Annotated in this window: 14 protein-coding genes; 3 read left to right on the top strand and 11 right to left on the bottom strand. The window is 58.5% G+C overall.

Annotated features, from left to right (window positions below; translation table 11 throughout):
- The 3 genes from GSQ75_RS07525 to GSQ75_RS07515 all read left to right on the top strand — a co-directional run.
- Window positions 1-350: hypothetical protein (locus tag GSQ75_RS07525; RefSeq protein ID WP_158753826.1), on the top strand; the 350-nt coding region annotated here is incomplete at its 5' end.
- Between the two features lie 240 nt (window positions 351-590).
- A complete protein-coding gene (locus GSQ75_RS07520) occupies window positions 591-845 on the top strand; it encodes a hypothetical protein (RefSeq protein WP_158753825.1) in 255 nt (84 codons plus the stop codon).
- 209 nt (window positions 846-1,054) lie between these two features.
- Window positions 1,055-1,453 carry an acid-shock protein gene (locus GSQ75_RS07515; RefSeq protein WP_158753824.1) on the top strand — a complete coding sequence of 133 codons (399 nt, stop codon included), beginning with the start codon at window positions 1,055-1,057 and terminating at the stop codon, window positions 1,451-1,453.
- 464 nt (window positions 1,454-1,917) lie between these two features.
- On the opposite strand, the gene GSQ75_RS07510 is transcribed toward GSQ75_RS07515, so the two are convergent.
- The 11 genes from GSQ75_RS07510 to GSQ75_RS07460 all read right to left on the bottom strand — a co-directional run.
- Complete coding sequence (locus GSQ75_RS07510) at window positions 1,918-3,036, bottom strand: TOBE-like domain-containing protein (RefSeq protein ID WP_158753823.1); 1,119 nt, start codon at window positions 3,034-3,036, stop codon at window positions 1,918-1,920.
- Between the two features lie 9 nt (window positions 3,037-3,045).
- Complete coding sequence (gene cysW, locus GSQ75_RS07505) at window positions 3,046-3,909, bottom strand: sulfate ABC transporter permease subunit CysW (protein WP_158753822.1); 864 nt, start codon at window positions 3,907-3,909, stop codon at window positions 3,046-3,048.
- Window positions 3,906-4,739, bottom strand: coding sequence for a sulfate ABC transporter permease subunit CysT (gene cysT, locus GSQ75_RS07500; protein WP_216840648.1), 834 nt, complete (start codon window positions 4,737-4,739; stop codon window positions 3,906-3,908). Before cysT ends, cysW begins: the two co-directional genes overlap by 4 nt.
- On the bottom strand, window positions 4,736-5,734 hold the full coding sequence (locus GSQ75_RS07495) for a sulfate ABC transporter substrate-binding protein (RefSeq protein ID WP_158753954.1): 999 nt from the start codon (window positions 5,732-5,734) through the stop codon (window positions 4,736-4,738). The genes cysT and GSQ75_RS07495 overlap by 4 nt, the downstream gene beginning before the upstream one ends.
- A gap of 129 nt (window positions 5,735-5,863) precedes the next feature.
- Window positions 5,864-7,273: an FAD/NAD(P)-binding protein gene (locus GSQ75_RS07490; RefSeq protein WP_158753820.1), complete on the bottom strand. Its 1,410-nt coding sequence runs from the start codon at window positions 7,271-7,273 to the stop codon at window positions 5,864-5,866.
- An 82-nt stretch (window positions 7,274-7,355) separates the two neighbouring features.
- On the bottom strand, window positions 7,356-7,937 hold the full coding sequence (locus tag GSQ75_RS07485; RefSeq protein ID WP_158753819.1) for a cysteine dioxygenase family protein: 582 nt from the start codon (window positions 7,935-7,937) through the stop codon (window positions 7,356-7,358).
- A 303-nt stretch (window positions 7,938-8,240) separates the two neighbouring features.
- Entirely contained in the window at window positions 8,241-9,542 is a 1,302-nt protein-coding gene (locus tag GSQ75_RS07480) for a thioredoxin family protein (protein WP_158753818.1), read from the bottom strand.
- Between the two features lie 150 nt (window positions 9,543-9,692).
- Window positions 9,693-10,910, bottom strand: a complete 1,218-nt coding sequence (locus GSQ75_RS07475; protein ID WP_158753817.1) for an alginate export family protein — start codon at window positions 10,908-10,910, stop codon at window positions 9,693-9,695.
- 397 nt (window positions 10,911-11,307) lie between these two features.
- A complete protein-coding gene (locus GSQ75_RS07470; protein WP_158753816.1) occupies window positions 11,308-11,481 on the bottom strand; it encodes a hypothetical protein in 174 nt (57 codons plus the stop codon).
- 459 nt (window positions 11,482-11,940) lie between these two features.
- Window positions 11,941-13,215: an alpha/beta fold hydrolase gene (locus GSQ75_RS07465; RefSeq protein ID WP_158753815.1), complete on the bottom strand. Its 1,275-nt coding sequence runs from the start codon at window positions 13,213-13,215 to the stop codon at window positions 11,941-11,943.
- Between the two features lie 158 nt (window positions 13,216-13,373).
- Window positions 13,374-13,827: CPBP family intramembrane glutamic endopeptidase (locus GSQ75_RS07460; protein WP_216840630.1), on the bottom strand; the 454-nt coding region annotated here is incomplete at its 5' end.

Genomic DNA, 13,827 nt, shown 5'->3' with positions numbered 1-13,827 from the left:
GCGCCACCGGCACGAGTGGTTGCGTGTTCCACAACGTCACCAGCGGTTCGATTTCCAGCGCCTGTTTCAGCGAGACGGGTACGGGTAGTTTCGCTCATTCTACGTTCGTGACGCCGAATTGTTATTACTTCAACTCCACCGTTGTCCAAGACCGCGTCAACGGTAGCGACACACTGACGGTCTATGAGGGCCTCACCACCACCGACGCGAATCCCACCAGCTATAGCCCGACGAACAAGGCGTTCAGTGCCCAGCCGGGCTGGAGCTTTGCGTCGGGTCTGGGTTCGGTGAACGCCACCAACCTGCTGATCGCCTGGCGCGCCTTCGTCAATGCGCCGCCCGCACCCTGATTGCGACTTGCTTGTAGAGCATTGAAATTGGTCGTGTGTGATTTACCTGGCGGCGGGATGCCGCCAGTTTTTTGGCATGCCTCTCGATGGTCAAGCGGACGCAGAGACCATGGTGATCCGGCATAGCCGGCTTCATCGCGCTTGGCGGCCTTGGCAAGCCAAATGGCCGCGCATTGATCGTGGCCTTCCTGTGTCAGCCGCAAATGCTCCTGCCTGCTGTCCAACACCAAGTAATTTGTAATGCATACCCGTGCGTCGGGCCAGGTGCTTACACCCGATCAGCACCGCATTCTTGAACTTCAAGACGGGGATAGTTTTTTGTTACAAACAATCCCAACTTTCGGCGGCGAAAAAATCGATCCGCGGTTACACCAGCACAGTGCGTCACGCATCGCTTCTCGTTTGTCAGGCTGGGCGCGGGGACGCCGCGTGCGGCTGGCCTATCGAATGATTGACAAGAGCACCGTTTGGATCTGGCGGATTGGTGCGATCTGAGAAGAGGCCATCTCAACCTGGCCCCCCTTATCTCCAAGTCCGGCGGCAATATCTGGTCAGCGGATACACTTCTCAGCCATTCTTCTATTCCTTATTGCTGTTCAGTTTCGGTATGCCGATACCCATGCATTGTTGATGGGCCATGCCGCTCGTGTTTGCACGATCATGCCGGGTCCGTGGCAACTCAAAAAACTCGAGGCCGAATAATTATGATTCGTAAGCTTGTGATCGCAACTCTGCTCGCCGCGGGTGTGGCTCTTTCCGGCTCGGTGCTGGCCCAGGCCCAGGCAACTCAGTCCGCTCCGGCTTCCGCCGCAGCACCGGCAGCGGCGTCGAGTGCCCCCTCCAAGGCCACTGACAAAGCTACCAGGAAGGCTGACAAAGCTGCCAAGAAGGCTGCCAGCCAAGCCGAAAAGGCCAAAAGGCAGTCTGCCAAGCAGGCCGCGAAGGCTGCCAAACAGGTCGCGAAGGCCAACAGGCAAAAGGCAAAAGCAGCGCTTCCACCCAACCCCAAGAAGTCGCACAAGAAGGCAACAACTACCAGCGCTCCGGCTCCCGCTAAGGCTCCAGCCAGTGCGCCTGCTTCCAGCAGCTCTGCTGGCGTGTAGTAATGGTTGCAATGGTTGTCAAGGAATAGATGGACGTTAGTATTTGCAACACTCCTGCTGCCTACCGCAATGTTCAGTGTGTTGCATCGACCGGCGGAGGCCGCCGTCGACAGCGGCCTCCGCCGTCCGTAAGGACGAAGCCAGGAGCTCTTGCGCAGCCTGTGGTCAAACTATGGTTTACCGCGCGGAATGTGGCGGAAAGCATAGTTTGGCCATGCGGCACCTGCCTCTTCTACCGCAGGCCGCGCGGAACCAAGTTACACAGAATTCGGCACATGCTTAGTCGTGGCTTGTCCATCCGCACGGCCAACGGCGAGGAGTGCCTAGAGCGAACTAAGACATAGGTTTCGCGTTTGTTGCTCGAGTGCACGGGCTCTATAAAACCCAATACATCCTCAGTAGTCAGCAGCTCACCCGGGCGCGCTATATCCAGGCCAAGTTCCTAAAAGTCGTAGTAGTCATCTTCAAGTCGGCGTAGTGCTCGCAGCTCGCCAGTTCCAGCGGTCCTGATTGATAGTCGTACCATCCCTGATTTGTGGGAACAGGGTGGCTGCCCTCGGAACTACATATAGCTCCATGCCGGCATGCAGGCCGAGCCGGGAGAGGTCCTCACTGGCCACGTCCGCTTCCAACGTCTGGTCCAGCGAAGCGACATACAAGTCAATATGCGCCACGCTGCCGGCGAGGTAGATGTGGCGTAGTCGTGCCGACCATCCGGATAGCGGTGGTGCGACCGAAAGCGCGAGATGCTCGGGCCTCACAAACGCTAAGGCCTGTCCGTATCGGCTATGCCACGGGTCTTCATCGAGAATCCAGTTACCCACAGCGAGATGGCCCTGATCGCGATTCATCACGAGCCGATTGACCTTGCCGATGAACTCGCATACGAATGGTGTGGCCGGTTGCTGATAAATCATTTCCGGCGTGCCCACTTGCTCGATGCGGCCGCGGTTCATCACGACGATGCGGTCGGCCAGTTCGAGAGCCTCTTCCTGATCGTGAGTAACGAACACCGTGGTCAGCCCGAGCTCCTCGTGCAACTCGCGCAGCCAGCGCCGCAGCGTGACCCTGACTTGAGCATCCAGTGCGCCAAAGGGTTCGTCGAGCAACAGCAGATCAGGCTCGACCGCCAACGCGCGAGCCAACGCGACACGTTGGCGTTGGCCACCGGAAAGCTGGGAAGGAAAGCGACTGCCAAAATCCTCTAGCTGCACTCGTTTCAGCAGGCTCTGTACGCGCGCCTTCACCTCGGCCCGCGGCGGCCGCAAACGCCGCGAGCGCACACGGAGACCAAAGGCGATGTTTTCGAAGACGGTCAGGTGTCGGAACAGAGCGTAGTGCTGGAAAACCAGTCCGATCTTGCGCTGGCGTGCCGATGTGGCCAGGAAATCGCGATCGTCTTGGCGGACGCTACCGCTATCGGAATAGTCCAGTCCAGCCAGGATGCGCAGCAATGTGGTCTTGCCAGACCCCGAGGGGCCCAATAGCGCGACGAATTCGCCCGGATCGATGGTCAGGCTGACGTCATCCAGTGCGGCGAAATCAGTGAAGCGGCGACTCAAGTGAGACAGTTCCAACGTCATGCAGCGTCCTCAATGACCACCAGGCGCATGCGCAGCGATCTCGCCGCCATAGCGCCATTCCAGCAGGGTCTTCACAAGCAGGGTCAGCAAGGCAAGCAGTGCCAACAATGACGCCACGGCAAAAGCTCCGACGTAGTCGTATTCGTTGTAGCGCATCTCCACTTCCAGAGGCATGGTGGTGGTCAATCCGCGGATGTGGCCAGATACGACCGACACCGCGCCGAACTCGCCCATCGCGCGGGCATTGCACAGAAGCACGCCGTACAGCAAAGCCCAGCGGATGTTGGGCACGGTCACGCGAAAGAACATCTGCCAGCCATTGGCGCCGAGCACCCTGGCCGCTTCCTCTTCTTCGCTACCTTGCGACTGCATCAGTGGGATCAGTTCACGAGCAACGAAGGGCAAAGTGATGAACACCGTTGCCAGAACCAGTCCGGGTACGGCGAAGATGATCTTTACGCCATGGGCATCCAGCCATGGCCCGAACCAGCCTTGCGCACCAAACAACAGCACGTAGACCAGACCGGAAATCACCGGAGAGATCGAGAACGGTAAGTCAATGAACGCTCCCAGCAGGGCCTTGCCATGAAACTCGAAGCGCGCCATCGCCCACGCCGCCGCCACACCGAAAACCAGATTGAGTGGCACCGCGATAGCAGCGACCAACAAAGTCAGGCGAATCGCTGACAGGGCGTCTCCCTGTTTGATGGTGGCGAAGTAGGCACTGACGCCTTCACGAAACGCCTCGATGAACACGATCGCCAGCGGCAGCAGAAGGAACAGCGCAAGAAAGCTCACGGCGATGAGTATGAATAAGCCGCGCACAAGACGGCGCGGCCAGCGCACTGGGCGGGTTGATGCGTGCGTGCTCATCGTGTTTTCTCCATCCAGCGACTGCTCCACCGTTGCAGTAAGGTGATGACCACGAGCAGCACGAAGGAGAAGAGCAGCATGGCCGTGCTCAGTGCGGCGGCACCGGCGTAGTCGAATTGCTCAAGCTTCTGCACGATCAACAATGGCGCGATTTCGGAGCGCATCGGGATATTGCCGGCAATGAAGATGACCGAGCCGTATTCGCCCACCGCTCTGGCCAGGGCCAGTGCAAAGCCGGTCAATAGCGCCGGTGCGAGCATCGGCAGAATCACGCGAAGAAAGGTCTGCCACCGCCGAGCGCCAAGGCTTTCAGCAGCCTCCTCCACATCGCGATCCAGCGACTCGAGCACAGGCTGCAGCGTACGCACGACGAAGGGGAAGCCCACAAACACCATGGCGACCAGAACCCCGAGTGGCGTATAGGCGACCTTGATGCCCCACGACGCCAACCAGCTGCCAAGCCAGCCATTGGGTGCGTACAAGGCCGTGAGAGCGATACCCGCAACCGCGGTCGGCAACGCAAACGGCAGATCGACCAACGCGTCGAACAGGCGTCGCCCGGGAAAGCGATAGCGCACAAGTACCCAGGCGACGAGCAAACCAATGACCGCGTTGATCAATGCCGCTAGCAATGCACTGCCGAAACTCAAGCGTAGCGCTGCCAGAGTACGGGGTGCTGCCAGCAAGTGAATCAGCCCTTCGATGCCAATACCGGATGCCTTCCAGACCAGCGCCGCCAGCGGCAGCAACACAATCAGCCCGAGATACGTGAGGGCGTACCCCAGGCTGATACCGAATCCAGGAAGGATGCGGTGTCGCACGTCGCTCAGGTCCCGGGACCGATCTGATCAAAGATGGCGCCGTCGGCAAAGAACTTCGCCTGCGTCTGACGCCAGGTGCCGAATACATCCTTGATCGTGAACGTATTCACTTTGGGAAACTGCGCGGCGAATTGTTTTGCCACGTCGGGCGAGCGAGGCCGATAGAAATGCTTCGCTTCGATCTCTTGCCCTTGCGGTGAATAGAGGAATTTGAGGTAGGCCTCCGCAATGGCGCGCGTGCCGTGCTTGTCCACGTTCTTGTCGACTACAGCAACCGGCGGCTCGGCCAGGATGCTCACCGAGGGCACCACAATCTCGAATGCATCGTTGCCAAGCTCCTGCTTGGCGAGAAGCGCTTCGTTCTCCCACGCCAACAGCACATCGCCGACGCCACGCTGGACAAAGGTATTGGTCGCGCCGCGCGCTCCGGTGTCGAGCACCGGGACATGCTGGTAGAGCTGGCGAACGAAGTTCTGTGCCTTCGCTTCATTGCCGCCCGGTTGCTTGAGGGCATATCCCCAGGCCGCCAGGAAGTTCCAGCGCGCGCCGCCGGAAGTCTTCGGGTTGGGCGTGATCACCTGCACACCGGATTTGATCAGATCGGGCCAGTCCTTGATGCCTTTCGGATTGCCCTTGCGCACCAGGAAAACGATCGTGGAGGTATAGGGCGAGGCATTGTCGGGTAGCCTCTGCTGCCAGTTCTTGGCGAGCAATCCATGATCGGCGATGGCATCGATGTCGTAGGCCAGTGCCAGCGTGACCACATCCGCCGCCAGGCCATCGACCACGGATCGGGCCTGTTTGCCCGAACCGCCGTTCGACAGCTCGATGGTGAGGTTGTCGCCATGCTGCGCCTTCCATTGCGCGGCGAAAACAGTGTCCACATCCCGATAGAGCTCACGCGTCGGATCGTAGGATGCGTTGAGCAGCGTTACATCCTTGGCAACTACGGTAGCGGTTGCCAGGGTACTCACGAGTGCCAGCAACACAGGGAGTTTTCTCATATCGCCTCCGATGAGTGAATGGACGTCCAGACTATCGATCAAACATGCTGGTGCGAACTGGCGAAATGGCATAACGTTATGCGCGATCGACGACCATTTAATCCTTCCCACGCGGTGTTTTCGGATGTCTCAGGAGCGTTGACGGTCGCTGACACACCCACTCCGATTCGGCGCAATCGTTGTCTCGCACAATTGCGCTGCTAATTGGTGAGCCGCGGCGCGTATCTCTGGCATGGCCGTGCATTCCCAAAGATTGCCGCGCAGCAATGAGCCAAGGGCATACAGCCCGGATTGCGGTTCACCGTGTGCATTGAGCAATTGGCCATCGGCCTGGGCTAGCAACCCCAGTTGGAGCGGATCGGCCACCGCCAGCTCGTCGCGTAAAAGTTGCGACAGCAAGCCATGCTCAGCATAGGCGACCGCCGTATCCAATCCGGTCGCCTGGATGACCCGATCCGATTCGATCGTGCTGACCAATTGGTTCGCACGATCACGGATGGTGACCTGCAAGGGTACGGATCCATCGACCTTGAGTACGCGTGCCGCATGAACTTGCAATCGCCCCTCTTCGCGCAGCTGCTGCACCGCCTCTGATGAGGCGGGTGCGGTCCGATGGCGTGATGCCTCCCATATCCAGCGAATATGCCGCAGGAACTGACGGCGCTGTTCGTAGCTGAAACCTTGCCACAAGGTCGCATTGATCGGCCGCATTCCATCGATGACGCTGCGCCAATCGGGTTGCGGTATGTCATTCAGGGCCTCGCGTACAAGGCGAAGTTTCGCCGCAAGACCGTGACTGGCAAGCATCGCCCGATTGAGATCGGCCTGATGCGGATAAGTCGTTAGTGGCTGCGCCGAGTGTGTGAAGGGCAACTGGCCATGGCGAGAGACAGCAACCAACTGCGCATTCGGCCATCGCGTGGAGGCGGAAAGCAACGTGTCCACGGCGGTAAGACCGGTGCCGATCACCAGCAGGCGCCGCGGCGCCTTCGCATGATCGGCAAGTCGCCAAGGGTCAAGCTCGTAGGCGCCGCTGTCTAACGCTTTCTGCGATACCGTTCGCAGGGGCCGTTGTGTGAGCGCACCGATCGCTAAAATGACCCGGCTGACATGGAGGTGTCGGCCCGGTCCAAGCTGCACCGAGTAGCCGCCGGTCGCTTGGCGGGTAACCGCAAGCGCGGATTCGGTATGGATCGCGAAGTCGCGTCCAGCCTGCCGAGCTACCTCAATACGGGCGCGGATCTGCGCCTGGACGAAGTCGCCGAACAGCTGGCGCGGAAGGAAATCGGTGCCGCTGACTTCACCCAGATGCCGCGAGGCGTGCTGCACGAAGTCCTCGTCCTGTTCCGCGAAGACGCCCATGCCTGCGGCGCGAACATTGAGCAGGTGTCGCTCATCGGTCGTGGCATAAGCCACCCCGCGCCCGGGCGCAGACTCGCCGACGACCCAATGGACCGTCGCTCCGTCGACTCGGCGCAAGAGTTCGCCGAAAACGGCCGCGCCCGCTGCGCCACCACCGACCACTGCGATATCAGCCATACACATTCCTCTTGAGCGACACGGACACCTTGCTATGCGACCCGCCAACGGCAGGCCACACGACGATGCAACTTCTGACAGATCAGGTGAGCGCAGGCTCCCGGACCGCCCGGTGCGAAACGCTATCCCAGCTGCCCGAGGCGTCTCGATGGAAGGCGCGGTAGGTGGTCAGTTCGCCACCGTAAATGTGAAGCGACAACGCCGGCAGTCGACTGGAAAGATTGCGGCATCGATGCGCGTAATCGCGGTCGGAGAAGGTAGTGTGGTCGCCGATGCCGAGCAACCTCGCGCCCTGTGAGACAAGCTGCGGCTTCGGCTGGATGGAGAGCGAAAACGCCTCGACCTCCAGCGCGCCATCAAGGACAAGCTCGATACCCCACAAGCCATCGTGGTCATGCACCGGCGTGGCATGACCGGCAGGCCATGCAATCAGCAGCGCGGAGTAGGCCGACGACGAATCCTCTCCCAATGGCAGGCGGCGGTAGGCATGCGCGTCGCCTGCCTTGAACAGATCGGCTGCTCGCGGACAGCCCTCCCACCACGGCGCCTTGGCCAAGGTCTTCGCGAGAACAGCTGCATCAGCACCGCCGGCAACATTCTCAACAACATGGCTAAGAACTCGGTTCGCCCAACCGACGATCTGATTGGCGAGTGCGTCGTGCATGGTATCCCCTCAATGTATTGGCGTACTCAACTGCGAATCAATCACACCGATCGTTAAGCGGGCGCTAGGTATTCGTCGTCAATTGTTGGATTTTCGCGATACGCGAGATGCTACGGAAGGAATGGATTCCGTCGATCTCTTAGCCAACATGGAGATGCGCGGTTGAGCAGCCGAATACTAAGATGCGATGCTCATCGCTCTTAGACGAAATCCGTCTTATGGACGTGGTGCCTAGGCGGTTGCTGGTCGATCGTGCTTGTTACCCGATCGCCACCACATCAGGGGCAAAGGATTGGCGTCGACTCAGGATTTCAGCTCGACCTTCAATGCCGCGACCTGCTTGGGGAACCATGGTCCGTTCGCGCTCAACGCGTCATCGACTACCTTCGTGGCCTCGCTATCGCGATGTAGCGCTTTGAGTGCCTTGACCCGCTGCCTGGCAACCGTCAAGCGATTCTCGCCGTACGCCTTGTCAGCGGCTTGCGTCAGATAGGGCAAAGCTTCAGCCGGCTTCCCTGCGTCCAGCAGACTGCGGCCGTAGCGATAGGCGTAGACGTAGTCGTCGGGATAGGCGCCAATCAGTTCACGCTGATACGTATCGAGTTCGGCCGTGCGCTTGGCGCGGGCCAGATATACGCGCAGATTGTCAGCCAGGTTGCGGTCGCTGGCCAGGTGGTTACCCAGCCGCTGGCGTGTAAGACCGATCGCATGATCCAACAAGGCCGTCTCGGCAGCGTGATCGCCGAGTACGGCGTCCAGGTTGGCCCCGGTTAGCACCGCGCTGCGTTGGTCAGCGCAGGTCGGTGTGGTGGTGAAAATTTGCGTGGCGAGATAGCCATCCAGCGGTTTGCGTTGCGGCTTCAGCAGTGCCTGGCGTTGTACATCCGGGAGCTTGTCGCTTGCATCCAGTAGGTCGTCTAACACATACGGGCGGTCACAGCCGATATCGCGGGCCAGCGCTTTCTGGGCGCTGGCAATCACCGCCTGGTTGTCGCTGGCCGCCTTGGCCTTCGCCAGCTCCAGCCGCGTCAATTCCAAGGTTGCGCTGGGGTTGCTCTCGGCTGTCTTGCGCAGCGTCCCCGGCAACGTGGCAAACCAGGCGAGACCATCGTTGCCTTCGGCGCGGGCGCGGTAAGCGGCCAGCACGTTGATCGTTGCATCGACCGAGCCCGTGCCAGCTTTCGCCTTGAACGTGTCCAGGGTATTGCCGTTGGCAAGAATCGCATTGATGGCCGGAAAGAATTTCTGCCGCGGCTGTTCGGCGAGGATGCGCCCCAGTTCATTGCCATGCTCGTCGAGTACGACATAACTGGGAAGGAACGTGATCTTCAGTTTTTCCATCCATGCATGCCCCTCCGGCGAATCGGCATCGGCTTCGACGACGATCGCCTTGCGTTCCACCGCTTCCCATGGGGATCCATTCAAGACGTGGGTCGCCATGTAATAGCAGGAGTAGCACCATACCGCGTGGAAATCGATCAGCACCGGCCGATGCTGTTGTTCCGCCACCTGCAGAGCCTCGGCGATGCTGTGTGGGCTGCTGATATCCGCAGCGTGCAATGGGCTAAGCATCAGTGCGAAGGCGGCAACGAAAGCTTTTTTCATGGTCGAGACTACCGTCGTATCGATGAAGGACTAGATGTCCAGGCTATAAAGAGTGAGAAGGTTGGTGGCGTCGCAACGAACTTGAATTATCGGTGCTTCCAATGACGCACCAGCCGAGCCGGCGGCGGATTGAGACAGCCGGTCCTGGAATCAACCGCCGCCCAGCGTGCCGTGTCTATATTCCAACTGCAGCCAAAGCTCATGCTGAGAAACTGAAAATCCGTTGCTGTGGTAGTTAGCGTAGTCGACCTCGGTGCTCCAGTTTCGGCTGAAGGCATAGGTCAGCGAGGCATTGGCCTCTGAGCCATAGCGTTGATCGTTGCGCTGGGCAAAGAAGTTGTGGAAAGTCAGGCCCCAGCTCAACGCCGAAGTGATCTTGCCAAAGCCGCCCGCATAGCGGTCTTCCAGACCATCCGCCGGAATGTTCTTGAATTGGTTGGTCCAGCCGTCGAAGCCGTGGTTGGAGCCGTAGGGCGAGGAGAACGCCGTCTTGCCGTTGCCACCCAGCAACTCGTCGCCCAGCTTCAGGCTGATTTGCGGCAGCCCGTAGTTGAGTTCAAACAAGTGGTAGTCGGCCGTATATTGCACCGGGTTGTTGCGCCAGCTGTTTTGCTGTGCGAACTCCGCGGTCCAGTTCAGTGTGGCCACACCGAAATTTTCAGTGCCGGTGTAGCGCGCGCCGGCAGTACGCCACGAATATTTTGCCGTAGTGTCGTTCTCAACCAGATAGTCGTAACCGGTTAAGGTACCGACAGGCAGTGTCTGGTCGATATGGAACAGATTGCCATCGACCGACCACTCACGCTGGGTGGGATCCGGATAGCTGTTGCCGACCGTGCGGTGCACTTCGCCTAGGTAGATGTAGCGCAAAGTGGTGCCGGTATCGAAGTTCAGCGCGCTGGAAAATGCATCGAATGACTGTGGATTCTGACGCCACAGACTGGCGGTGAAGAAACGCTGATCATCCAGCGCCACGTATTGCCGTCCCGCACGCAAATCCACTGTGCCGTTGTCGTAGCCGATCCAGGCAGCGCTGAGCTCGGTGGACGGCGGATCCGATTCAGACGGATATTTCGTTTCGCCGTTCGCGCCGCTGTTATATTTTCCATCGAACAGACTGACGACCTTCGTGCCTTCCGCGTATGCACTCCAGTTCGGCGCGAACTTCCACAAGTAGCCCAGCGTGGCGCGCAACGTATCTGCATTCGCCGGTTTGGCATAACCCGTTTCATCAATATGCGCGGTGCGGTAATGCAGATCCAGTACTACCCCGTCCGGCAATAGATCATCCGCCGCTGCTGTCCCACTGACGCCGGCGAGTGTCGCCATGCCGATCAGAATGACCCACCACTTTCCTGCTCGTCTCACATGAACACCTGTTATTTGCCAAGGTCATGTCACTCTCCAGAAGGCCGTGACGCCGGGGAAATGTTTGTTTTGCATATGGATATGCTTTCGATAGTTGCGGTTTTCCCTTCAAGTCTGACGAACGAATGGCCAAGCGGCGAAAGTAGGCTTCAGCGAAACCAGAGATGAGGATGACTTTGGCCAGCGCATTCAAATGGGCGGTGCACTTAGCAAGTAATGTAGTCTTTGGCACCCTTGAAGCACGGCAAGTAGCCGCTTTGGAAGCACTGGAGCAGCTGAGGTTGCGCCACAATTGATGGCGAGATTTCGAAGAATACGCGACAGCAACAGAGTGGTGTTCAGTCACGATAGAAACGGGTGTTCAGCTAGGCCGGAATACGCAGAGTGCGCAAACGCATCACGCATGGCCCGCGAGACCGGCCTGATTAAATCGTTTTTTTTCGCGCCCGAAGAACGCTCGGGGAAAGGCCTGAACATCCAGCCTGCTGCCAAGGCGCCTGTACTTTTTATCGGCCACGCGACACACCTTCTCGCGGGGTTTCAGCGTGCGTAACTTAGTATCGATGAGCATGCGAGTAACATCCCTGCGAGTAAGATGCAGCTAATGGCTGCTCGTTACTCACTTTTAAGCTGGATGCAATAGGGGTCCACTGGACAGCTCTGGACACATGCCATAAAAAAACCCCGCAATATGCGGGGTTTCGATTAGATCTTAGGACTTGATTTGCGCGGTTAACCATACATTGCCCGGTTAGATAACCATTGTTTGGCCACCTGAGTGGCGCCCGCGGCCCCCGAGCCAATGAGAGAAGCCAGACTTTCGATTTTTAAGGTGATTGCCGAGGGGCGATTGACTGAAGTGACCATCGTATTCCGACATGTCACTGGTCGCGGTCAAAGCTCTTTCGATGGCTGGGTCGTTGAGTACTCATGCGTTTTTAAGCAAGGAGCAATGCACGCGAGTTGCTACCATAGGTAGATCAGGCCTCACCCTGGCGTGCCTTGAGATGTAGAACGTAGGCAGACAGCGCTACTTCGCCGCGAGAACACTTTGGAAAAAGGGAAGCGCCAACTCTTCGGTCTGCTCATGCACCCGCGCCCGATTGACTCCCTCTTCGTCGTGGCAAACCCAACTTCCCCAATCCGGAGACTTGACTCCCGCAGGCGTGCACAAGCTGCCAAAGGTTGCGTGTCCTACCATCCCTGGCAGAAGAGTGAGAGTGGATGTCGGGATCAGATTCGCGATTCGCTCGGCATTCGTTGCTGGCGGCGTAACGTTGTCGGCTCGTCCAACCACGATGTAGACGGGAATCCGAATTGATTTCAGGCTTGCATCGGTATCGCCCACCCCAAGGGCCGGGGCCATCGCAAATACAGCTTTCACTCGCGGATCGCTATAGGGCAGATGCGAACGCTTTACCGAAGCCTGCACGACGGCGTCAGTCTTTTTCAGTGCCTCAAATTGAGATAACTGATTCTGAATTACGGGGGGCAAGTTGCAATTGGGGTCGTCAACTTCATGGCTCTTGCAAAAGGCCTGTATTTGATCGGGATCGAAGACTGCACCGGCCAATTCGAGCACAGTGGCGCCTCCCGAAGAGTGACCTGCCGCAACGATCCGATCTGCATCGATATGCGGTCCAAAAACTGGGTCACCAAGCATTCTGTCGATCAGGATCGAGAGATCTTTGGGACGCTCCCATTGAGCTCCAAATCCCTGCGGGATTGGCCCTCCCGCCTCGGCTGCTGTGTTGCCGTGATGGTTCACCGCGGCGACTACGTAGCCATGCGATGCCAGATAATAACCAAACCAATCAAGTGACAATGCCGAGCTGGTATTGCCGTGAGAGAGCACGACTAGTGGATACTTTTTTTGTTTACCAGAGAGAGCGGCATCCTCTGCAAGAGGATAGGAGACGAAAAATTGCTGGAGCTGGGGAGCCCCGAAATTAGGTGCCTTCAGTTTGGCTCCAGGTGCGGCGGGGTACCAGATGATGGTTGCAAGGGGGCGTGGCCCGGTTCCTTGCCAGTTGCTTCTATTTTCATCAACAAACGCCCTCTGAACCACGCCCACAGTTGCGTCGTTCTGTTTTCGGCCTATTTCTTGCGCGTTTGCAAGCGGGATGAAGGTCGAGCCGAGGAGAAGAAGCGATAACAAAAATCCCCTAAACCATGTTTTCGCCTGAAAGGTTTTGGGGGAGTTCGCTCCTTGCTCTGCCTGGGCGATGAACGCTGAAGACAACCCGGCAGGAAATTGCAAGTCGAGCAACCCTGCGCCGAAAGCGAGATCAGTCAGAGAATCCATACAGCAACCTCCAAGGTGAGCGGCAGACAACGTCGCGAAAGTCGTCTTTGGATAAGCTCAAATGTCCGCCTCGCCAAAGAGTAAGGTACTTGCGACCGTGGTTGGATTGACTAAATTGTTTGCGGCGGATGTAAGAAGAGTTGTTCTTGATGAGCTGCTCAGCCGAGAACCGACACGGCGTCTACGATGAAGTGCGCAATGATGTTCACCCACAGGTTCCGCCGCCACAGGTACAGCAGGGAAAACGCCAAGCCCCCGACTGCAACGAACAGTTCGTGACTCCACCCCCAGCTGCTTACGTGGGCGAGGGTGAAGATGACGCAGGAAACCACCACGGCGACGGTTCGGCTTCCCGATAGTTCTTCGATACGCTCCATGGCGTAGCCGCGGAATAGGACTTCCTCGGTGACGGCGGCACGTATGGTCGAGATGAATCGCCACCAGAATGGCGCGGCCATCAAGGCGCCCGCGTTGCTTGTGGACGCCATCGAATCATTCAGATGAAGCGCGGGCAATACAACGAAGTACATCGCCCCAAGAACAGCTGTGATTAGCAGGCCAGCGCACGCGCCCAGGGCGATATTCCTGATGCCCGGTGTTCGAAACCCGATC

Source organism: Dyella sp. S184 (assembly GCF_009766065.1).
GTDB lineage: Bacteria > Pseudomonadota > Gammaproteobacteria > Xanthomonadales > Rhodanobacteraceae > Rhodanobacter.
Note: the sequence above shows the minus strand (reverse complement) of the source record. Positions and strands in the feature narration are given on the sequence as shown.